Here is a 22,567-nt window from a genome sequence, read left to right as displayed (position 1 = left end):
AATAATGTCTGGCTACGCATTATGCAGAATATAACGGTCACTTGCCGTATAATGACGTGATTAATGGTTATCAACTTATCATTAAACAGCGTAATGAGATGGTTGATACAATCGAGTATGATCTACCGCAGTGTGAGTAGGATGTGATATACCACTCATCAATTGGTAGCATTAAAAATTTAACAAAGCACACCCAAATAAAAAGGCCGTCCCAAATGACTGATACTAACCCGTATAATTTTGTACCTTTGCAGCCGACTGGTAGAAACGAGACCAATACTGCCAATACCTATGCGCCTGCAGACATGATTAAAATATATGAGCAGCAGTTTCTCATTCAAGTGCCTGAAGAAAAGCTGACTGAGTTTTTACCCGCGCTAAAAGCATTTTATGATATTGATAATCACACCTTGGATGTTAGCGCCATTATTTTCGATGCAATCGCAGACGCCTCTATCATTTACAACCATAAAGTCAAAGTAGGCGACTATCAAATACTAGGTGGATTGATAGAGGAAGCGATTGAATATGATGAATGCAATAAAGATGACGAAGCTGCTGAAGACAAAGACATTCAAGCCTATACACTAGAATGTAAGCGTACTTTTTTCATTAATGAGGTAGAGATACCTTATCATTTCAACTTGTTTATTTATGGTGATGGCTATTCTACTTTAACCAAAAAAGAAACTGTGCTAGAAAAAATGTACTGGTTCGTTAGAGGAAGATTTGAAGAGAATCTATTAGACGACACTGAAGATAATGACAGTTTAGACTCGATCAATGAACAGCTAGCCAGTTTAGGTATTCGGGAAATGGATTTGACTACGATAGACGAGATAATAAGCTATGTGGAAGACAGTATCATAGATGATGCCATGGTAGAGGCGCTTAACAAGTTATTAGATGCTGCTGAGTAGGTAGGTATTAGTAAAATTGATGTCAAAACAATACGTTTTAATGTCAGTTTTTATGAGAGCAGTTATACAAGAACATTTATACAAGATCAGTTATAAAAGACTATTGATATAAGGCACATTGCTATGCAACAAACACAGAATTCTGTGGATCAAAGACAAGATGCTGTAGAACACAGACCCGTATTCATGCCGAGAACCAACAGTGATAATTTGGTAAAAACAGACATGGTTAGGTTTGAGCGGCATGTGGGGTTTGCTAGTCGCCAGAAGAAAAAATCCATCAATGATATGCATCAAGTCATTCGCAAAAAATATGGGTTTAATCACGTCTTAGAGTTATCGAGTAAATCTGGCAACAAATTGAGTTTTCCGCTGAGTCCATTGAGCTTAAAGCTAACGAATGAACAAGATGGGCAGCAGTATAGTGTCGAAAATGCCTTTCAAAGCAGTATGGTTTTTGAGGATGGTGGTCCCTATACTGACTTGCTAAGTGCGCCGCCAAGACAAGCCAGAAAGGACGAGCGATTAATGACCTCGGGGGAACTGATTGGCTATAATTATTTTGGCATGGAGTGGAGCGTAGAGCCATTGACGACATTTTATGACTGGCTCTATGTCAATGCTCTAAAGCAAAATCCGCACCTGCATGAAGAAGTTATGCAATATCAAGCCTTTACAGATCTTGAATTTAATCCTAAAAAAACGATCCATTGTGCGGCTTATGCGCTGGCGATGTTTGTGGCGCTTAATAAACGCGAGTTGCTTGATAACATTGAAGACCCTGCGGTATTTTTTAATCTATATCATGAATTCAAAATAAGTAATACTGAACAGCTTTTGGAAGAGGGTTGGATCTGATCGCTATAGCGGCGCTGAATTTGGAATAAGAAGGTAACTCACTATCCTAAAACTACGATACAAAGGCTTTTGTATCGTAGTTTTTTCGTTCATCCGTCCTACGCTTTTCAGTTTGTATAAGTTTTTTGAACCTTTGGTATCATGAAGAAGCTCTTTCGACGCCATCTCAATTTATACGATTCTGGATATATTTCTAGGTTTTTGCCCATCTCTCCTCAAAGGCTCATTGTATTTCCTATATAATGTGAGCTATTTCGTTGTTGATGATCCATTCAATTTAGGCTTTTTTTTTAGCAAAAAAGGCTTCTTATCAGGTAAAACGGTGCTTTATGTTTAACGCTTCCTCGACTCGTTTAAATAAATACATCAGCGAAAGTGGTATTTGCTCTCGAAGAGACGCTGACCGCTTTATTGAACAAGGTAATGTGTACATCAATGGCAAGCGTGCTTCGGTGGGTGATCAAGTGGTCGCTGGAGATGCGGTAAAAGTCAACGGGCAGCTTATTGAGCCACGAGAAGCAGATGATTTTGTTTTTATTGTCTTGAATAAGCCAGTGGGCATTGTGAGTACCACGGAAAGCTCCGAGAAAAATAACATTGTCGATTTTGTGAGACATAGTTTACGTATTTTCCCGATTGGCCGTTTGGATAAAGATTCCCAAGGTTTAATCTTTTTGACCAACAATGGCGATCTGGTTAATAAGGTATTACGTGCTGGCAATAATCACGAGAAAGAGTATTTGGTGACGGTGAATAAGCCGATAACGGATAGTTTTATTGAGGGTTTGGCTGGTGGCGTGCCTATGTTGGGGAAAATGACGAAAAAATGCCCTGTGACTAAGGTAGCGCCCAATGTGTTTAACATCACGCTCGTGCAAGGGTTAAACCGACAAATTCGTCGTATGTGTGAGCACTTTGGCTACGAAGTCGTAAAGCTTGAGCGTACGCGGATTATGAATGTGAGTCTTAAAGGTATTCCCGTTGGAGATTGGCGCGATTTGACTCAAAAAGAGTTGTCTGTTTTACTGAAATCTATAGAAGACTCTTCTTCGCAAGACAGTAATTCGGGCAAGAAATCTCGTAATGCGCCACGAAAAAAACCTCGTACTGATGCCTCTTCAAAAGCAAAAACGTCGTCAAAATCAGCGGGTGCAGCAAAGGGGCGTAACAAATACTCCAAGGATGATGCCAGAAAACCAGCGGGTTCTAAAGGTAAAGATGGGCGTCCTACCGGTCGTGGCAAGAAGTCTGGGAGCAATGGTAAGTCTGCTACAAATGGCAAGCGTCCTTCAAAAGGTCGAGGTTCTCAGCGGTCCTCAAAACCATAGATTGGTGTATGAGGGTCAGCTCACTAGGACAGCTGCTAAAAGATGCTGCAGATAAAGTGATATGGGGCTGCTAGCTAATATAAAAGCTGTGTTAGTAAAAGCACTTACTTGTGGAAATTTGCCTCAAATAATAGGTTGGAGTCTCTTTTAAGACAAAGATTAATTTTAGGCACTATTATTATAAATATGGGTGCCACAATTTTTAATAATATTTTAAAAAATAAAATGCATTTTAATCCTGCAATTTTAATTGATTTTGCTGAATTGAGGTTGGGTTCAAAAACCATCATAATGCCCAATTTACTAGGTTAGGTGTCATGATGGTTTTTTAGCCAAAAATAGCTAGGTTGTGGTCAGTTATGTATGTGAGGTTTTAGAGTAGGGCACAGTTTGGGCACCAAATGGGCACCGCCATGAAAACTAGCCTTTTTTTGAGTAGTTAGGCTTAACTGTATTCAAAAAGGTATTTCGATAAATATACTATAAACCCCAAAAACTGGACAAAAAAAAGCCTCACTTCCTATTTAAGGAGTGAGGCTTTTAGTACTCTTACGAGCCATATTTGGAGCGGGAAAAGAGATTCGAACTCTCGACCCCAACCTTGGCAAGGTTATGCTCTACCACTGAGCTATTCCCGCTAATTATCAATTAACTATCGTCATTTGATGAAGGCGTATTATACGCAGTTTTTTTTGTCTGTCAACACTTATGACGAAAAAAAGTAAAGTTAATAAAATAGGCATGTTCTCTAGCCATGGATGTATGTTATAACGGTTTATTATGATATGTATTCCAAAAGATTTGTATTACATAAATAGGCAGGGATGCACTTTATAATTGAACTTCAATTACATTTACCATTATCAATACTTACAAAGATAAGTCATAAGGATAAAAAATGAGTCAGCAATATACCATCGCCGATTATTTGTTTGATCGTGTCGCAGAAGCGGGTGCATCTGAGATATTTGGCGTACCTGGTGATTTTAACTTAACTTTTCTAGACAATGTCCTCGCCTCTGATAAGCTGCGCTGGGTGGGTAACACCAATGAGCTAAATGCGGGTTACGCTGCGGACGGCTACGCACGCGAACGCGGGTTTGCGGCTATGGTGACGACCTTTGGTGTAGGCGAACTATCAGCGATTAATGCGACCGCAGGCTCTTTTGCCGAGTACGCGCCAGTGCTGCACATCGTGGGTGCACCAAGTACCGCATTACAAGACTCAAAGCGCCGCATTCACCATACGCTGGGTGATGGCATATTTAACCATTTTATCAAGATGGTGGAGCCTGTTACGGTAGCCCGCGCACATATTACGCCTGAAAATGCCGCATCAGAAATCGATAGAGTGATTCGCTTGATTCTCAAAAAGCATCGTCCAGGTTATCTACTGCTATCACCTGATGTTGCGCGTCTGCCTATTTACCCACCGACGACTAAGCTTGATGATAGCCAAGAAGACATCACTAGCCAAGCAGCCTTATCGGACTTTAAGCAAGCACTCACAGAATTTTTGCCAAATAAGACCACGACGCTAATGGCAGATTTAATGGTGCATCGTTTGGGACTACAGTCACAGCTCAAAGCCTTAATTGCTGATACAGATGTGCCTTATACCACGCTATCTTGGGGCAAAACGCTGCTTGATGAAAATAGCGATCGCTGGGCAGGCACTTATGCAGGTGTTGCCTCGCGTCCAGTTGTCAAAGACGCAGTAGAAAAGTGCGAATGTCTGATCAAAATAGGGGTGCAATATACCGATACCACCACCGCAGGATTTAGCCAAGATATCGATGAAAATGTCGTGGTTGATTTGCATTATGAGCGCGCCTCTATCAGTGGTAAGAATTTTGCACCGATTGCTTTAAAGGATGCGTTACAGGCTGTGCATGAAGTGATGACCTCTGGTATCAATATTGTGCCAAAACCTTTTTGTGAGCCGGTTAAACCGCATAAGCAGAATGGCAAAGACGATGAAGCTATCCGCCAAGATGATCTTTGGCACATTATCGCTGATCGCTTAGATCATAATAACTTGGTGTTTTCTGAACAAGGGACTGCGTACTTTGGTATCAGTGATGTGCGTCTACCAGAAGGGGTAACGTCATATGGGCAGCCGATGTGGGGCTCCATTGGCTACACGTTGCCAGCCAGTTTAGGCGCTGCCATTGCGTCACCGAATAAGCGTAGTGTCTTACTAATTGGTGATGGCTCAGCATTGTTGACTATCCAAGAGCTAGCAGTAATTATCAAAGAACGTATCAATCCTGTGATTGTGCTAATCAATAACGACGGTTATACGGTAGAGCGTGCGATTCATGGTGAAAACCAATACTACAACGATATTCCTAAATGTGACTGGCAGATCATGCCGCAAGCGTTTGGCGCGACAGAAGCGAATAGCTTATTACTCAAAGCAGAGACAGCAGGCGAGCTAAAATCTGCTCTCGACAAAGCAGCCGCTACTACCGATAAGCTTGTGATGATTGAAGTAATTGCAGACAAGCATGATATTCCGCCATTACTAGCTGATATCAGCGCCGCCCTTAAGCCGAAAGCCGATTCATAGTATTTGTTAAGTTTTGATTATAAAAGCAAAAACCCATTTAGTTTCGTGACTAAATGGGTTTTTTTTGACTATTTTTATAATAGGGGCCAACTAAGCAAAGATAACCATCGTGATTTGGCTAAAAATGCTTATTGGCGCTCTAATGGTTTTGATGATTCAACTGGTTGCGCAAACGAGTTTTTTTCTATTTAGCTGCGCTTGCGCCACTTTTTCTCACGTTTACTTTGATCAGTCATTTCATCGTTGTACTGAGCGTAGTCTCGCTCATCTAAAAATCACATTGATATTTAGTATACTCGGGGTCATACCGCATCTGATTTATACTTTTGTGGTGTTTTTTAGAATCAGCTAAATTCGCTTGTACAAGGCGCTATTATTAGGGGTCGTTGCTTGGACAGTAGCAACGCTGTCTTGGCAGGGTCGTTGTTGATTTTTGCCAGTATCATGGCAAGCACTTTATAAGCACGCTTGGGCGTATCGTTGTTGCTGTTATGCTTAATCTTTGACGATAGTGGGATTACTGATTATCATGATTTTTTAGCATATTGTTTTATGGTGGGTAGATCTTTGACAATGGCATTACCAACGATGTTTGGAAACAATCGATTGAGCCAAGCAAAAAAGCGCTCTGGAAATCCCAAATGCTGATGCGCTTGATTGGTTGATATAAAGTTAATCAACGCTTTTGCGACGGTCTCAGGCGAGTCCATTTTCACTTTCAATGCTTCATTCATTGCGACGACGGCATCTTTATTCATGGTGGTCTTGGTGGCTCTGGGCGCAAAATAGCGAAACTTCACTGAGGTGTCGGCATACTCGCGGCCTAACGCTTCGCTTGCGCCGCGTAAGGCAAACTTGCTCGCACTATAAGCACTAAAACCTGGATAGCCAATACTGCCAAAGGTTGAGCCAACACTGATTATTTGGCTCGGGTTATGCTGCGCTATTAAGATAGGCAGTAGTCTTTTTATGAGCTGTAGTGGATACGCCACATTGACCAACATCATCTGTTCGATCGTGTCATCACTTTGATCCGTGAGTAATGCAAAGTCATTGATACCTGCATTGAGTATGACCGTATCAATGACGTTTCCATGACCTTGTGTCATTTCATCCAGTCCCTCTACCAGTAGCGTTTGCGACGCCTGCGAGCTTAAGTCACAAGTATGAGACAGAAGCGGGACATTCGGATAGTCTTTGGCCAACTCATCCACCAAATGCGTCAAGGTCTGGTTGTTACGCCCGACCAAAATCACAGGACGATTATTGGCACATAATTGCCGTGCGATCTCTTGTCCGATACCACCCGTGGCACCAATTAGCATGGTGTATTGCAGAGTAGCCTGCGTTAGGTCTGATTGGCCGTTAGGTAATGTCATGATATCGCATCCTTGTTGAACATGGATTATTAAAGCATGGATTATTGAAGCACGGGTTGTAGTGATATTCGCTGTTGCTAATCGTTTGAGTAATTAATGCCAAGCCCCATTGCAATATACAGCTTACGCTCTGTTAAAGGTACGTCAATTTGTCGACGACCATGCATGATGCGTTTGTTGTCTAATATCACCACATCGCCATTTTGCCAAGCAATGTCTTGAGTGTGTTTTTCACAGAGCTGAGTCAGCTCATCTATGAGCGCATCATCAACGTGTTGACCATTTGCTAGGGTGAACTCAGGTTTTTCATAGTTAAATGATGGCCCAAGTAAGGTATTTGCAAAGGCAAGTTGCCCTCTCAAGTTGTCCTCTCGAATTGCAGGTATCTGTAATACGTACCGAACGCCGCCATCTGTCTGAGGCTCTACATGATGCGTTAATGTCTTGCTCGTCGTCGCAGTGATAAATTTATCTAAATCATCCAAGCTTATTTGATCGGCGTCTGTTCTGCCTGTCGCAGTAGCCACATAATTTTGCCATATTGCTTGAGGCAAATAGCGACTGATTCGCATCGGCTGACTAAAGGTGGCCTTTAGCTCAGGTGATAGTGCTTGATATACAGCATGTCCATCACATATTGTTGTTTGTGAGCCTTTTTTGGCGCTCAATTCACTAAAAAAAGCAATGACGTCAGGCGGCATCGGCGTGTTACCATTTTCGATATGCAGTCCAATAGCATGCGTACCTGCATCCACTTTTTGCGCTTCAGAGGTAATGTTTTGACGAGCAGGGTCGTAGGTTAAGGTCTGACATAGCTGACTCATCAACTGGCTAAACGTCTCTACATCGTAGTGATAACCCCGAAGTAATGTCCAACCATGGATTTTTAAGTCCGTTAAAATATCAGAAGTCTTAGGCAGTGATACATTGGCAGACGCGTGGGAGGCTGATGCCTCAAAAGTGTCAAGTTCGATAACGTCACTTTTTATCAAGTTGCTTTGTATCAGGTCGTTTTCTATCAAATTATTTGGCATCAGAGTGGTTTGCATAATACTGTCCTATAACGATAAGTGGTAAAAATATATGTAGGCTAACGGCTAGCTTTGGTCTATTTAGCTTTGGTCTATTTATGTATTATCTAAGCAGTCAACGTCATTTTTTTACTAGGCTTTATTAATAGCTTTGTAACAGAGTCCGTTGTGGTACTGATGAAAGTGTCCGTTATAAGCTGAGTGCTGATTGATAAGCCGTAAAAATGTGCGCTCGTCGCAGCTTACCGTTATCGGTTAATAATTCATTGTCAGTGCTAAAAGGGTGCTCGGCGAGATGCCACTGTTTGATACGAGCATAGTCAGGCAAGGTTTGGTTGACGACATATACCGCCTGCTCAATCGCAGATTGTGGGTCAATGCTTGCTGTGGTCATGTTAGGATTGGCGACTATCACCGCAGATAAATGAGGCTCACCATCTCCGAGTACCGCCACCTGATAAATAATGGGCTGCGTTGAGAGCTGCGCTTCTACCCATTCAGGCGAGATATTGCGTCCAAAACTACTGATGAGCACGTTTTTGCGTCGACCCGTGATGTATAAATAGCCGTCGTCATCTAAATGACCGATATCCCCTGTGGCAATGATGCCATTGTCATCCTTGCTATTGTCATGGTTTAAGTAGCCTTGCATCGCATTGCCTTTGACCATTACTTCGCCACTATCTGCGATGCTGACCGATGCATGAGGCATCGGTTTACCCACACTGCCTTCGCGCTTTGCTTTTGGCGTATTGAGACTGACTACCGAGCCGCATTCAGACAGGCCATAGCCTTCATAAACAGGCAAGCTTAGGGCATTGGCGTCTTGTAATAATTGAGGGGAGACTTTGCCGCCACCGACTGCCATAAACTTTAACGATGGCAAAGCAGCATTGGCGCTGGATTTGGTTTTCCCATTAGCTGCCATGTGCTCACAGATGGCTTTTAGCATTTGTGGTAATAAAATAACGCTGGCGATAGCGTGTGCTTGTACGGTTGTCATCAGTCGTTTGGCATCAAATGCTTGATTGGATAACAAACCAAATTGATCAATTTTCCCTGTCACCAAAGTACGGCCCATATATAGGCTCACGTAGACGCCTGCCACGTTTTCTAATAAAGTGGCAAAAGGCAAAACGCTCAAATGACTAAAATTGCTTGTGATATCGGTCACTTCTAAAGAGCTAGTAGTATTATCTGTTAAGGTATCAGCGAGTGCCTCTGATAAAGACTCGACAATACGCATCAATGTATCTTGTCCCAAACACACGCCTTTTGGCATGCCAGTACTGCCTGAGGTGTAAGTCACTTTGCAAAAGTCGCTGGCAGTAGAGGAAAGGGTATGGTCAATAATAGTGTCAGCAAGTTGATAAAAACTGCCTGTGATATGAGTCGCCTGCTCAGACTTGATGGCTTTTGTCTCTGGTGTATCAGCCATCACCCAATGAGCCACGTTGTCTATGATTGGCAGTGTCAAGCCCGAGCCAATATATACCATCTCTATCTGTGCATCTTGTAGTAAGTGTGCAATTTGTGATGCACTAAAAAATAAGGGTATTGGCACAACGACCGCGCCGACGGTGCTTAATGCTAAGTCGAGTATGACCCAATCTATGTCATTGTGCGCATATAAGGCGACACGCTTGCCTTGCCATGTATCCAATGTCTGATGGAGCGCTGACAACGTGCGTTGAAGCTGGTCATAGGTCAGACTGATCGTTTTGTCATTGTCTATTGTCTGTATTGCCACCTTCATGGGTGACTGGCGGGCATGCTCACATATCGCGGTATAAATGGGTGTCATGTTATTCTCACTGTCTTGTGATGGTGCAGTGTTATTGGTTGATGCTAGGGCGTGTCCCTAATTCAAACGTTTATCACTAAATGGGCTAAAAATGGTTAAATCTTTGACAAACGGCGTCAAATAGCTGGTCAATATCTCGATATTGTCTGCACTATTTTCCTTGTTTGCCTGCGATTTATCTCATTTTTATCACCATTTTTAAAATAGGGACACGCCCTAGGCTAATGAATGAGTATTAAACGGCTATCTTATTTAGCGTCAAACGAGTGGTAGCATTCATCTCTAACGTTTCGGTATAGCGATAATGTGGGGCGCATACTCGCTTAGCATCTGCCACATTGATGGCAACCACCAAAGGGTTGTGCTGATAGTAATGGCCCCATGATGATACTTGCTCAGGATCTTCTAGCGCTTCTGCAGTGGCTTTGGCAATGACATGACTGCGAATGCCCATATGTGCCAATATGTGTCGCACAGCATCGGTACCAGTACACACGACCCAATCTGCTTTGGTTTGGTATTCATGAGTCGTAGGATTCAGGGTAGGGGTAGATAAATAAAACACCAAAAATGCTATCATAAGCCGCGCGCTACCAGCACAACCTGATGCCAAATTGCCAATCTCAAAAATGCGCTGACGACTGACTGGCTCGCCTGCCACTCTACTGATCTCGTTTTGTATTGGCGTGTTCAGATACTGCTCTAAAAATATCTTATCTTCACAGATAGGCTTTAGACCGATAGCAACGCTGGTACCTTTAAACGCAGGCAATGTATTGTCATCAGCGGATAACCAATCGCCATAGGATGGCATATCGGCAAAACCTGAAAACAAAATGGGCATAAAGTAGCTCAATCGGGCGTGATGGATATACTCATATATGCGTTTGATAAATGCTTGGGCATCTTGATTTTGGGCATATGAAGTAGGCGATGTTGCTATTGGCGTTTGCGTGCTGGCACGAATATAGAGGGATGAGGGTATTCCCTGTACCTCCAATATTGACATTGGCTTAACCGCTTCAATATAAAAGGTCGTATTTAGAACATTCTGTAAAGTATGAGTGCTATCAATAGATAATGACATCAGCTGTCTCCAAATGGTTAAAAGCTTTTAGCACGATTAACATCATGAAAACATCATAAAGGAGCAACCTTAACTGAACCTTAAGATAGTATCGTCTCTAACAATCGATATAGTTAGAAACAGGCATTAAGCTTAGCATTTAGCAATTACTGGAGTCAGTAATCCTATAGCCAATCCCCTTGGCTAAATTTGGAGATGAGATGGGTCGGTGATTTGAGAGAGGTTAGACGTAGAAAGTGATTTTTATTCAATAGTTAAACGAGGTATTAGGTGCTGCTAAATCTATCAACACACTTTAGACACCTAGGTCTTGCGTTAGCGATATTTTATCTGCTCTATAATTTGACGACTTTTTATGGTGTCTCCTTATATGAGCTGTATCCATCGAAAGTTCATAATCTAGCCACGCCGTTCGATAGTGTTATTCCTTTTATTTCCGCTATGATTGTTCCTTACAGCTGGTCGTTGATCTTATTTATTATAACTCGCCGTAAAACCACGCCGTTTAGGGCGTGGATATCAGGCGACATCAATTGACGTTTACTCCTGTATTTAGCTTGTAATATACCATCAAAACAATCATCATCAAACCATGAAAACGCTTAAACTCAGAGTCAAAGATAAGCATAGCCAGCAGCTTAATACTATAAGCAGTGCGGTTAACTTTGTCTGGAACTATGTCAATGAGTTAAGTTTTAAGTACTTACAGCGCACTGGCAAGTTTTTTTCAGCCTATGACTTAGCCGCTTACACTAAGGGTGCTGGCGAATATTTAGACTTACACAGCCAAACACTACAAGCCATCGGTGAAGTTCACGCCAAAAACCGCAAACAATTCAAAAAAGCCAAGCTGAACTGGCGAACCAATAACCCAAAAGCAAAACGCAAATCACTTGGTTGGATACCCTTTAAACAATCTGCCATCAAACACCTAACCATACGGCAAAGTGGTAAAAAGTCCCTCAAATCCACGCTACAATTTAGTTTAGCCAAAGGCCAAAAGCTAATCATTGAGGTTTGGGACAGCTACAACCTAAGTCTGTATCAAATCAATACTTGCGAGCTAGCCCAAGATGCAAGAGGTAGATGGTATGCCTGTATTACCGTTAAAGAGTTTCCAAAACAAGTAGGTGGTAAGGGTAGCGTGGGCGTTGACTTAGGACTAAAAGAGTCTGCCACAACCTCAAGCGGTGATAAGCTACAAATCAAACAAACGCAAAAATGGGCAAAGAAGTTGGCGGTTGCCCAAAGAGCCAAAAATAAGCAACGTGTAAAGGCTATCCATGCCAAAATTAAAAACACACGCCAAGACTTAATTCATAAATTCACTATTCAATTAATCAAAGACAACGCCCTAATCGTGGTTGGCGATGTTAAAACCAATCAATTTAACAGCAAAAAAGGAAAACTAGCCAAATCGGTTTACGATGCAGGTTGGTTTGAGCTTAAACGACAACTGGAGTATAAATGCAAGCATGCAGGTTGTCGTTTTGAGATCGTAAATGAGAGTTACACTACCCAGACCTGCTCGTGCTGCCTTAAAATAAGTGACAGTAGTCCGAAAGGTAGAGTGGGTCTCGGAATAAGAGAATGGACTTGTGCAAAGTGTGGCACATGGCATGATGGAGATATCAATGCAGCAAAAAACATTCTTGCGGTCGGGCTTGACCGTCTTGCAGAAGGAATCCCTTCACTTTAGGGAGGGAAGGAAGTCAAATTTGCTATATTGTGGTACGTTAACCCTCTATAACTATCAATCGTGGCTTGAGCAGCATTACCCGTACGCACATCTGAAAGGTGCCTATCTACCGCAGTCGTTGGTAGAAGCCATGGCAAATTATAAATCGATAGAGTATTAAAAAACTCCTTTATGAACATCGATACCAAGGGGTTTGAGCCCACTGGCTCTTGTTGACCTACTATTTAATTCCTATTCAATTATGGAAAATAATTATGACTTCACCGCTTCATCGCTTGTATTCTTTTCGTCGCTGTCCCTATGCTATGCGCGCTCGTCTCGGCATCCTATTTGCCGAGCTGTCCGTAGAGCTGCGGGAGATTACGTTGAAGAATAAACCTGAGCAAATGCTAGCGATTAGTCCAAAAGGCACTGTGCCAGTTTTACAGTTGGCTGATGGAGCCGTGATTGAAGAGAGTGTAGAGATAATGACGTGGGCGCTTGAGCAGAATGACCCACAAGGGTTGCTTGATGAAAAAACTTCACCGCAAGCGGATGCCCTAATTGCACAAAATGACAATGAATTTAAGCATTGGTTAGATCGTTACAAATATGCCGACCGGCATGTAGAGATGACTCAGACCGAGTATCGACAGCGAGGCGAAGTGTTTTTGCAAAGACTAGAAGAGCTGTTAACCAATAATACCTATTTACTGGGAGAGCGTATTACCATCGCCGATATCGGTATCATGCCTTTTGTCCGTCAGTTTGCGCATGTCGATCGCGATGTTTTTTACAGCCTACCTTATCCTAAGTTACAGCTATGGCTGCAAAAATGGCTTGCGCATCCGTTATTTTTGCAAGTCATGACTAAGTTTCAACCGTGGCAAGAAGGGGATGATGTGGTGATTTTTCCTGATACTCAGTAGCTAGAATGATATAGCGTAGTAATCCGATTCTTGATGTTTCTATTGATGTCTTATGTTGAACTTTTATGCAAGTTATGGGAAAAAATAGCCTAAGCTTAATATTTTTTTTAACGTGTTTAGTCAGTCGCAAAGCGCTGAATATTGTATGCGCTTTAATGTTGCCCAAGCCATCGATCGGCGTATTTTTGAGGTGTTGTCTCAAGCGCTTGCTGTGTCAAAGTTGAATGATGATGTTGAATGGAAACCTCTTTATTATAGATTTTTGTTTATAATATGGTCTCATTCAAAACTGATATACGTAGTATGTACTTCTTATCACATAAATAATAAAACGTTAGATTCTTCTTAGAGACTTTATATGGAACCAAAAGATTTGCACGGATTTGCTGCTGACAGACCGATTACGACCATAGAAGAAGACTTGTTAGGTCGATCAGGGTTTTCCACTGACTTGGCAAATGCTATGGCGAGTTGGCAAGGAAAAGATAGCTTAGTAGTTGCCTTGCATGGTAATTGGGGATCAGGAAAGTCATCTATTAAAAATATGGCTCTAATTCAATTGGAAAATATTTCTGAAGACAAGCCCACTGTCATGGAGTTTTCTCCATGGGAATGGGCAGCTCAAGAAAAAATAACGGCTTCTTTTTTTGAAGAAATATCGAAGTCAGTTGGCCGAATAGATGAGAGTGAGTCAGGAAAAAAGTTAGCAGCTCTGCTTAAAAAATATGGACGTTACCTGAATACAGGGGAGACAGTAGTTACAGGACTTTCGTCTGCTCTGCCGCTACTATTTGTACTTGCAACATTCATAGGTATTGGAGGAAACTTTTCTGATAAAGACTGGGTTAGTGATGCTAGTAGTTTCATCTTATTTGTTTTAGCTGGTTGGGCTGCCTTCTTAAAATGGGGTAGAGATATAATTGGTAATATTACTGGAAATATTGAGGCAACTGCAAAGGAAAAAAGTCTAAAAGATATAAGAGAAGATTTAACTGAATTATTGTTGAGCAGACAAGCTCCTTTGATTGTAGTGATGGATGACTTGGACAGACTAACTTCAACGTAGTTAAGAATGGTTTTTCAGCTTATAAAAGCCAATCTTGAGTTTCCTAATGTAGTATTTCTACTACTTTTTCAAAGAAATCTCGTAGAAGACAAGATGAACGATGGGTTGCAATTGGGTCGGGATTATTTAGAAAAAATAATTCAAGTACCTTTTGATATTCCACAGATAGAAACCACACGAATTCACAGTCTACTACTCGATAAGTTAAGAAAAATGATTGAACAAGACGAATCAGCCACGAAGATGTTTGATGAGGATAGGTGGGGAAGAATCTTTTACCGCTCCATGAATGTATACTTTGATGACTTGAGAAGTGTATATAGATATACCTCAACTTTATCATTCCATTTTAATATACTTAAAGGTAAAAGTGCTTTTGAGGTAAATCCTGTAGATTTAATGGCAATTGAGTGTCTAAGGGTGTTCGAACCAGATGTATATAAGGAAATTGCAAGATCAAAGAAACTATTTACCACAAATGGCTCTGATAGATATGGGGGAAGTAAAGACTCTACAGTTACCTCAATTAACATCATCCTAGATAAAGCTGCTCCTGATAAACGAGACTCAGTAAAAAAGATGATAAAGCAACTGTTTCCAACAATTGATTGGGCTTTAGGAGGAATGCAGTATGATGGAGGTTTTGCTAGAAATTGGCTAAAGGAGATGCGGATTTGTTACCCTTCTAATTTTGACAAGTACTTCCAGTTTAGAATTCCAAGTGACGAACTCTCAAATTCGGAACTACAAGAAATGCTTAGCCTCACTGCTGACTCTGACAGGTTCTCTTCATTTATTTTGTCGTTAAAAGAGCGTGATATTCTAGTCAATGCCCTTTCACAGTTTGAAGCGTTTATAGATGAAATACTTCTAAAAAATGGAGGCTCCTATGTTAAAGGTATTTTAGATGTTGGAGATCATATTGATGCTCAATCAATGGGGTTTATGACATTCAGCGCTACTAAGCATGCCGAAATGCTTATTAGTGGTTTTCTACAACGCATTGATAACCAAGAAGATAGAGGAAAGCTTCTGTTAGACTGCTTCAAAATATCAGAGGGATTATCTGTTATCCAACATATATTGCAAAGTGATGAGAACTGTAGAGAAAGGCTAGGTACGGGTTGTACTCTAAGAGATAATGAGTTTGAGGCGCTAAAGGTCGAATTCGTAAAAAGATTAGATGAAATGTCTGTAAACTCTCCAAATGACTTACTTTCTAATCAACATCTGGTTTCTCTTTTGTATAGATGGAAGCGCTGGGGTAACGAAAATATAGTAACGGACTGGCTGAAACTGCAAACACAAACAGTTGAAGGGTGTATAACCTTATTAAAAAATTTTGTTAGTAAGTCATCTTCTCATTCATTAGATAGTCACATAGTTAAAACTGCTACCTATATTAAACTTGAAAATATTGAGGATTTTTTAGAGATATCGCCGATTCGAGAAAAGGTAAAAGATCTAAATGCTGATAATCTAGATCCTGAATCTCGAGAAGCGTTAGAAGCTTTTCAAAATGCTTTAGAAAAGAGAGAGCAGGGAACCACTAATGATTTGTAGTTAATCGAATCATACGATGCTATCTAAATCATTCAGCTTCCACCACTACCCAAGCAACGGAAACTGATAAAAAGTAGCATATACAAAGGTCGCAATCAGCACAGCAACGATACCGAACCATACCATATATCGCTGCGGCACTGACCATACGATACGCCAATCGATTTTACCTCGGGCCGTCAGCCATTCCATCATACTAATGGCAATCGTCAGCCATAATGTCCCCACCAAAAACCCACCCATCACATCGCTCAGATAATGCTCATTGAGTACGATTCGGCTTAACCCTATGAGCAGGCATAATAAAATAGTGAGCGATAATATGCGCACTTGGTGAATAAAGCTTTGGCTAAAACGAATCGCCATATAGGCAAGAAAGCCATACAGCGCAATACTGATAGTCGCATGACCACTGGGAAAAGAGTAGGTGTGTTCCATCAGCAAAATATCGATCGGTCGTGACCGCTGAAAAGCCATCTTACTCAAAAACGTAAAGGCGGTACTACCGATGGTTGAGATTAGCAGACCGACTAAAATATAAGGCTGACGTACCACTGCGCAGAGGATAGCCGTCAGCAGAATAACCAAACAGGTAATCGGTGTAGAGCCTAAGCTGGTGATAAAAACAAATGCAGGCACGATGCTTGAATCTTGTAGTACACTCATATGCTGCGACACAAACAAATCCGTGGTCACAATAGAGTCGGCCTCCACTATATCCTCGACCAATCCTGCAAACAGCGCCAAAATATATATATTTAAGAGTGTCAAAATGGTGAGTATCAAGCCAGAAAAATGACCACGGGCAAAGCGCTTGGTAATAAATCCAAACATTGCTGGGTATTTTTGCTGTAGACATACCATCAATGGTAGGCGTGCGATATGTCCGCGCAGCCAAAAATCGATACGAGAAATCAATACCAATATTCGCTTACCATAGCGAATCATGAGGTGCTGTATCAACCATAACAATGCCATCGTTAAAATAAGCACCATGCCCAAACTGACCAGCTGAGGGTGTTGTTCAATGAGAGCAGTCATGGATAGCTTATTCCTTCTATATCTGAAAAATAGTGCCATTGGCAGCACGAAACTCATCAGCTTAGGTACTTATAGTGCAGGCGGGTTTCCACTACAAGCACCTGAAGAGATTGAGAGTAATAAAGAACGGCTGCAATACTATAAATCTTGGCAGCCCAAATTTTCTATTAACTCAGCCCATTTGTATTCCTGTAGATAAAATGGAGGATTATGCCTTTGGTTATAACACAGAAGGCGAGCGATTCATGGTGAGAACCAATGCTACAACGATATTCCCAAATGTGACTGGCAGATTATGCCGAAAACCTTTAGCGCGACAGAAGGAAATAGCTTGGTTTTGAAAGTAGAAACAGCTGGTGAATTAAAATCCGCGCTCGAAAAAGTCGATTAAATAATTCGTATGCAGTACAGATAACAAAAGTGAATAGCCCCATTTAGAATAATTGTTAGATAGGTTTTTTTCGTGCATTTTTGTGAGAGACGTCAACTAAGTAAATATTCCTCTTATGTCTGTCTATAGACTTTAGTATGATAGCGGATTGGGTTATTTTCAGCCCTTAACACTCAATAGGAGATGACCCCGTCGTGATTTGGTTAAAAATGCTTATTGGTGCTCTGATGGTTTTAGCGATTCAATTATTCGCGCAAACCAGATTTTTTTATTTGGCGGCGCTTGCGCCACTGTTCCCCACATTTACGTTGATCAGTCACTTTATTGTTGGCACGGAGCGCAGCCCCGCTGATTTAAAAGTCGCATTGATATTTAGTATGCTCGGGGTCATACCGCACCTTATTTATACCTTGGTGGTGTTTTTTAGCATCGGCTATGTTAGCTTATATAAGGCCTTGCTGCTAGGCGTTGTCGCTTGGACAGTGGCAGCGGCCATTTTAGTGCTTACTTGGCAATACATTCAGGCATAGTCCTAGGGCATGTGTTCAATCTGAACGAAAGCACCTAAATGAGCTAAAAATGGCTAAACTTTGCCAAACTGCATCAACTAGCTGGTTAATACCCAGATATTATCTGCGCTACTTTCCTTTTTTGGCTGCAATTTATCTCATTTTTATCAATATTTTCAAAATGAGGAGATGCCCTAGTTAAAAAAATAACTTAAATATTGTAAAAGCGCAATATATCTACGGAATATATGAAATTTGGTACATATTTCTACAGATATTTTCTATAGATTCGGTCGTAGATGTTATTCTTAAGGGCAATCGTATAGTGCTACTGTAGCAAAATTAGATCCATACTATCGCGATCACTTCATTCGTCATAATTTATAAAAATAGGGCTTAAAAAAAGATGGATACCTTAAATATCCTGTATCTAATAGGGGCAGTATTAATTTTCGCCAGTATCATGGCAAGTACGTTATCGGCGCGTTTGGGCGTTCCTCTGCTATTGTTATTTTTAGTGGTAGGAATGCTCGCTGGTGAAGATGGTATATTAGGTATTGAGTTTTCTCAATACGGGCTTGCTAATTTTGTCGGGCAAGCAGCGCTAGCTTGTATCTTGTTGGATGGTGGTCTGCGTACCTCTTTTAAGTCGTTCCGAGTCGGCTTAAAACCAGCAATCACTCTTGCTACTTGGGGTGTACTTGCGACGGTAATGATACTGGGGGTATTCGTCACTTGGCTACTGGATGTCGATTGGCGTTTTGGTTTATTGATGGCGGCTATCGTGGGTTCGACCGATGCCGCAGCGGTGTTTTCGCTACTACGTAATGGTGGTGTGAAGCTTAACGATCGCGTGCAGGCCACGCTTGAATTGGAATCTGGAGCCAACGACCCGTTAGCCATTTTATTAGTCACGGGTTTGATTGCCTTAAATGTTGATCCCGATGGACAGACGGTACTGGGATTTTTAGGGTTGCTATTACAGCAGCTCAGCTTCGGTCTGGGCATGGGTTTGTTATTTGGTTATTTATTGGCAAGACTATTACCCAAATTACACTTGGCAGAAGGTATGTATGCCATTTTGATTATGTCTGCTGGCTTGGCTGTTTTTGCTGCGACCAACCTGATTGGAGGCAGTGGATTTTTGGCAATTTACCTTACCGGCGTGCTGATTGGTAACCATAAAGTACGCTCAACTGAGCATGTCATGCGGGTGATGGATAGCTTTGCGTGGTTGTCACAAGCGGTGTTGTTCGTAGTATTGGGGTTATTGGTAACGCCATCGCATGTTATTGATGTCTGGCATTATTCAGTCGCGATTGCCGCCTTTATGATTTTGGTTGCCCGTCCTATCGCCGTCTATACCAGTGTTAAACCCTTTAAATTTAAAGACAGGGAGATTGGCTTTATTTCTTGGGTTGGCTTGCGCGGTGCGGTGCCAATTACCCTTGCGATTTTACCGGTCATGGCAGGGATAGATGGCGCCTTTATGCTGTTTGATATTGCCTTTGGCGTGGTGGTTTTATCTTTGGTTTTACAAGGCACGACCATTCCTTTGATGGCAAACTTATTCAAAGTGCGTATTCCAAATAATAAAGACCCAGAAGAAAAGCATGAGGTTTGGGTATCAGACAAAGCGAGTATTACTTTATATCAGTTCCAAGTAAAGTCAGGCGCGTTTGCGATTGGTCGTCATCCGAGAAATATCTCTAATCGCATCAATCCTGATGAAATTAGTGTTTTTGCCTTGGTACGTGGGCAGCAGATTGTGACTGTTGATGAAAATACCAAGCTGAAATTTGGGGACAGTGTCTGGTACGCCATGCGCGGCGATTATGCTAGCCAGATTGCTAAAATATTCAATGACACGACGTTGGACCGTAAAGCCATCGATGATTTTTATGGCGATTGGTTGCTCTCGCCCAGCGTCAAGCTTGGCGACTTACCATTCTTTACGGGCGTCATGAAATCGGAATCACTGGTAGACAGCCTAAAGTCTAAATCAGAGAACAGCGTAAAAACCATGTGGGAACAAACAGTTGCTGAATATATCAAAGACAGCTTAGATATGAAGCCAGTATCGGGCGATACCGTTGCCATTAACGATGAGTGGTCATTGGTGATAAAAGAAGTTGATGATAAAGGTAAGCTAAGAACCATTGGTCTGAAGCATCAACAACCGTCCGTAGCAGCGCAGTGATATTAGCATTATCTTTATAGCAAGTTCATCATCTTATTTAAAAACTCAGCAGCTTGTTTATGCTGATTTTCTCGATATGCCCAGTGATGCTCGACGTCGTAGCTTGCTTCATTGGGTAGGAGTATTTTCATCAGTCCCATACCCTCATAACGTCTCGCAAGATCACGCGGTAGGTAGCCCACATGGTGGCCTGCAAGGATAAGCTGCGCGGTCGCCTCCATGTGATAAGTGGTGGCGCTCAAGGTTTTTGGACGGATATGATTGATATGATGCTCGACCACATAGCCCCTTTTTATCCACGGATAATCCTGCTCTAAATCCTCAAAAGTCAATCCTTCTGAATTGTAAAATAGCTTATGCTCACGTCCGCAGCAGACCACTTGTTTTTCGACAAATGCTGGCTTAAATGTGAGTAACGGCGGAAAGCTGCCAAAATAACCCACACCGATGTCACTCTCATTACTTAAGAGCTTTTCTAACATGCTCTCAGGGTTTTGTACATCGATAGAAAAGTGTATCAGTGGGTTTTCTCGGTAGCTACTAGCAAGACGTTGTCTAAGCGCATCATAAAAAAACTTAGGCATCTGATCAATCAAGCAAAGCCTGATATGGCCACCGTGTACTGAGTCTAGTTGCTTAATATAGTGCAGCTGATGTTGAAAGCTTGCGACCGATTCGGTAAAGCCCAAACATGCCTCGTAGATAGCCGCGCCATCCTCTGTCAGCTTAAATCCTGCTCGACCGCGGTGGCAGAGTGTCATGCCCAAGCGGTCTTCTAGATGAGTCAAATGTCCACTAATCACCGAGGTCGTGACATTTAAGCGCGACTGAGCAGCAGTCACGCCTTGACACTCCACGATAGCCATAAAGCTACGTAGCGTTTTGATATCTATTTTTATCAATTCATCTAATATCACACCCGACTCCTTACTTTCGCAATAACGTGCTGCGACATCAACTTACTTTGTCAATTAAACCTATTTTATCAAGCAATGGTATCTTTCTTAAACTTCTGGTAATAACTGATAAAACCGGTTTACTACGGAAAATCAGAAGTTTACTTCTAAATTTTACCATGGTCTGCCTCCTAATATTTAGGTATTGTCAAAGCATATAAAAAATTGCCTATTCTAACCAAACTGAAACAAGGATGTGATTTATGAAATTCAATCAACCATTAAGCGGCAACGATATGCCAAGATTTGGCGGCTTTGCTTCTATGATGCGCTTGCCGACTCAGGCTGATGCCGAAGGGTTAGATGTGGCATTCGTTGGTGTGCCTTTAGATATTGGCGCCTCAAACCGTAGCGGTGCCAGATTGGGGCCTAGACAGATTCGTGATGAGTCAAGAATGATTCGTCCTTACAATGTGGCGACGCGTGCCGCACCATTTGAGTCATTGCAAGTGGCTGATATCGGTGATGTGCCTATCAATACTTTCAACCTGTTAAAAAGCGTCGATATCATCGAAAAATTCTATACAGAAAAAGTCGTTAAACATGGCGCAATTCCTTTAACGTTGGGCGGCGACCATACCATCGCACTGCCTATCCTGCGGGCACTCGCCAAAAAACATGGCCCTGTCGGTATGGTGCATATCGATGCTCACGCTGATATCAACGACGACATGTTTGGCGAAAAAATCGCCCATGGCACCCCGTTCCGCCGCGCTGTCGAAGAAAACCTCATCGATGGTAATCGCGTGGTACAGATTGGTCTGCGGGGTACAGGCTATAGCGCCGAAGAGTTTGACTGGTCAACCCAGCAAGGGTTCCGCGTGGTACCGGCAGAAGAGTGCTGGTATAAATCGCTGACGCCACTCATGGCAGAAGTACGCGAAAAGCTAGGTGACGGTCCGGTTTATTTAAGTTTTGATATTGACGGTATTGATCCTGCATTTGCACCAGGTACGGGTACGGCTGAAATCGGTGGCTTAACCTCAACGCAAGGCATAGAAATCATTCGCGGTATGCGTGGTCTTGATGTGGTCGGTGGCGATTTAGTAGAAGTGTCACCGCCGTATGACCCATTTGGTAACACCTCTGTACTGGCCGCGAACTTACTGTTTGAGATGCTGTGTATCCTACCGGGTGTGCGCTATGACGATAAGGTCAAAGCCGTCTACTAATAGCAGGCGCTTATTGGCTAGGGTTGGCGCATAGGGCGGTTATCTCAATGCGTTACATCAGGGGATAGCAGCCTGATGAGATG

The 22,567-nt window shown here is 42.1% G+C and carries 18 protein-coding genes, 1 tRNA gene and 1 pseudogene; 13 read left to right on the top strand and 7 right to left on the bottom strand.

The window, feature by feature from the left end; translation table 11 throughout:
• Positions 1-215 precede the first annotated feature (215 nt).
• The 3 genes from JMX93_RS05800 (at position 216) to rluF (ending at position 3,106) form a co-directional block, all read left to right on the top strand.
• Positions 216-920 (top strand): hypothetical protein, encoded by a 705-nt coding sequence (locus JMX93_RS05800; RefSeq protein WP_499204145.1) that lies wholly within the window; start codon positions 216-218, stop codon positions 918-920.
• Between the two features lie 144 nt (positions 921-1,064).
• Positions 1,065-1,778, top strand: a complete 714-nt coding sequence (locus JMX93_RS05795; RefSeq protein WP_198331453.1) for a DarT1-associated NADAR antitoxin family protein — start codon at positions 1,065-1,067, stop codon at positions 1,776-1,778.
• 329 nt (positions 1,779-2,107) lie between these two features.
• Entirely contained in the window at positions 2,108-3,106 is a 999-nt protein-coding gene (gene rluF, locus JMX93_RS05790; RefSeq protein ID WP_443214489.1) for a 23S rRNA pseudouridine(2604) synthase RluF, read from the top strand.
• Positions 3,107-3,669: 563 nt separating this feature from the next.
• On the opposite strand, the gene JMX93_RS05785 is transcribed toward rluF, so the two are convergent.
• Positions 3,670-3,744, bottom strand: a tRNA-Gly gene (locus JMX93_RS05785).
• Positions 3,745-4,004: 260 nt separating this feature from the next.
• Here JMX93_RS05785 and JMX93_RS05780 point away from each other — a divergent pair.
• Positions 4,005-5,678 (top strand): alpha-keto acid decarboxylase family protein, encoded by a 1,674-nt coding sequence (locus JMX93_RS05780; RefSeq protein ID WP_499204144.1) that lies wholly within the window; start codon positions 4,005-4,007, stop codon positions 5,676-5,678.
• A 124-nt stretch (positions 5,679-5,802) separates the two neighbouring features.
• Positions 5,803-6,030 carry a GlpM family protein gene (locus JMX93_RS05775; protein WP_499204287.1) on the top strand — a complete coding sequence of 76 codons (228 nt, stop codon included), beginning with the start codon at positions 5,803-5,805 and terminating at the stop codon, positions 6,028-6,030.
• Between the two features lie 175 nt (positions 6,031-6,205).
• On the opposite strand, the gene JMX93_RS05770 is transcribed toward JMX93_RS05775, so the two are convergent.
• The 4 genes from JMX93_RS05770 to JMX93_RS05755 all read right to left on the bottom strand — a co-directional run bounded on the left by JMX93_RS05770 (position 6,206) and on the right by JMX93_RS05755 (position 10,979).
• Complete coding sequence (locus JMX93_RS05770; RefSeq protein WP_443540959.1) at positions 6,206-7,057, bottom strand: SDR family oxidoreductase; 852 nt, start codon at positions 7,055-7,057, stop codon at positions 6,206-6,208.
• A gap of 77 nt (positions 7,058-7,134) precedes the next feature.
• Positions 7,135-8,106: a TauD/TfdA family dioxygenase gene (locus JMX93_RS05765; RefSeq protein ID WP_499204143.1), complete on the bottom strand. Its 972-nt coding sequence runs from the start codon at positions 8,104-8,106 to the stop codon at positions 7,135-7,137.
• 172 nt (positions 8,107-8,278) lie between these two features.
• Positions 8,279-9,892, bottom strand: a complete 1,614-nt coding sequence (locus JMX93_RS05760) for an AMP-binding protein (RefSeq protein ID WP_499204142.1) — start codon at positions 9,890-9,892, stop codon at positions 8,279-8,281.
• Positions 9,893-10,127: 235 nt separating this feature from the next.
• The gene (locus tag JMX93_RS05755) at positions 10,128-10,979 is read right to left on the bottom strand and encodes a thermostable hemolysin (protein WP_499204141.1); all 852 of its coding nucleotides are present in this window, start codon (positions 10,977-10,979) and stop codon (positions 10,128-10,130) included.
• A 592-nt stretch (positions 10,980-11,571) separates the two neighbouring features.
• Between JMX93_RS05755 and JMX93_RS05750 the strand changes: the two genes are divergently transcribed.
• From JMX93_RS05750 to JMX93_RS05735, 4 genes and pseudogenes are all read left to right on the top strand, one after another.
• Positions 11,572-12,678: an RNA-guided endonuclease InsQ/TnpB family protein gene (locus JMX93_RS05750; RefSeq protein ID WP_499204140.1), complete on the top strand. Its 1,107-nt coding sequence runs from the start codon at positions 11,572-11,574 to the stop codon at positions 12,676-12,678.
• Positions 12,679-12,697: 19 nt separating this feature from the next.
• Positions 12,698-12,838, top strand: coding sequence for a hypothetical protein (locus JMX93_RS05745; protein WP_499204139.1), 141 nt, complete (start codon positions 12,698-12,700; stop codon positions 12,836-12,838).
• A 94-nt stretch (positions 12,839-12,932) separates the two neighbouring features.
• Complete coding sequence (locus JMX93_RS05740) at positions 12,933-13,586, top strand: glutathione S-transferase (RefSeq protein ID WP_499204138.1); 654 nt, start codon at positions 12,933-12,935, stop codon at positions 13,584-13,586.
• 358 nt (positions 13,587-13,944) lie between these two features.
• Positions 13,945-16,215, top strand: a pseudogene (locus JMX93_RS05735) (KAP family P-loop NTPase fold protein).
• Positions 16,216-16,260: 45 nt separating this feature from the next.
• Here JMX93_RS05735 and JMX93_RS05730 read toward each other — a convergent pair.
• Complete coding sequence (locus tag JMX93_RS05730) at positions 16,261-17,256, bottom strand: phosphatase PAP2 family protein (RefSeq protein WP_443517800.1); 996 nt, start codon at positions 17,254-17,256, stop codon at positions 16,261-16,263.
• On the opposite strand from JMX93_RS05730, the gene JMX93_RS05725 reads away from it, so the two are divergent.
• From JMX93_RS05725 to JMX93_RS05715, 3 genes are all read left to right on the top strand, one after another.
• On the top strand, positions 17,255-17,455 hold the full coding sequence (locus JMX93_RS05725; RefSeq protein WP_443517801.1) for a hypothetical protein: 201 nt from the start codon (positions 17,255-17,257) through the stop codon (positions 17,453-17,455). The two genes, JMX93_RS05730 and JMX93_RS05725, sit on opposite strands and share 2 nt — an antisense overlap.
• A 386-nt stretch (positions 17,456-17,841) precedes the next feature.
• Positions 17,842-18,177 (top strand): GlpM family protein, encoded by a 336-nt coding sequence (locus JMX93_RS05720; protein ID WP_287045400.1) that lies wholly within the window; start codon positions 17,842-17,844, stop codon positions 18,175-18,177.
• A gap of 385 nt (positions 18,178-18,562) precedes the next feature.
• Positions 18,563-20,356, top strand: coding sequence for a potassium/proton antiporter (locus JMX93_RS05715; RefSeq protein WP_499204137.1), 1,794 nt, complete (start codon positions 18,563-18,565; stop codon positions 20,354-20,356).
• A gap of 14 nt (positions 20,357-20,370) precedes the next feature.
• On the opposite strand, the gene JMX93_RS05710 is transcribed toward JMX93_RS05715, so the two are convergent.
• Positions 20,371-21,273, bottom strand: a complete 903-nt coding sequence (locus tag JMX93_RS05710) for a LysR family transcriptional regulator (RefSeq protein WP_499204136.1) — start codon at positions 21,271-21,273, stop codon at positions 20,371-20,373.
• 242 nt (positions 21,274-21,515) lie between these two features.
• Here JMX93_RS05710 and speB point away from each other — a divergent pair, with 242 nt between their 5' ends.
• Positions 21,516-22,484, top strand: coding sequence for an agmatinase (gene speB, locus JMX93_RS05705; RefSeq protein WP_198331348.1), 969 nt, complete (start codon positions 21,516-21,518; stop codon positions 22,482-22,484).
• Positions 22,485-22,567 lie beyond the last annotated feature (83 nt).

This window comes from Psychrobacter muriicola 2pS (assembly GCF_904846535.1).
Classification (GTDB): Bacteria; Pseudomonadota; Gammaproteobacteria; order Pseudomonadales; family Moraxellaceae; genus Psychrobacter; species Psychrobacter aquimaris.
Note: the sequence above shows the minus strand (reverse complement) of the source record. Positions and strands in the feature narration are given on the sequence as shown.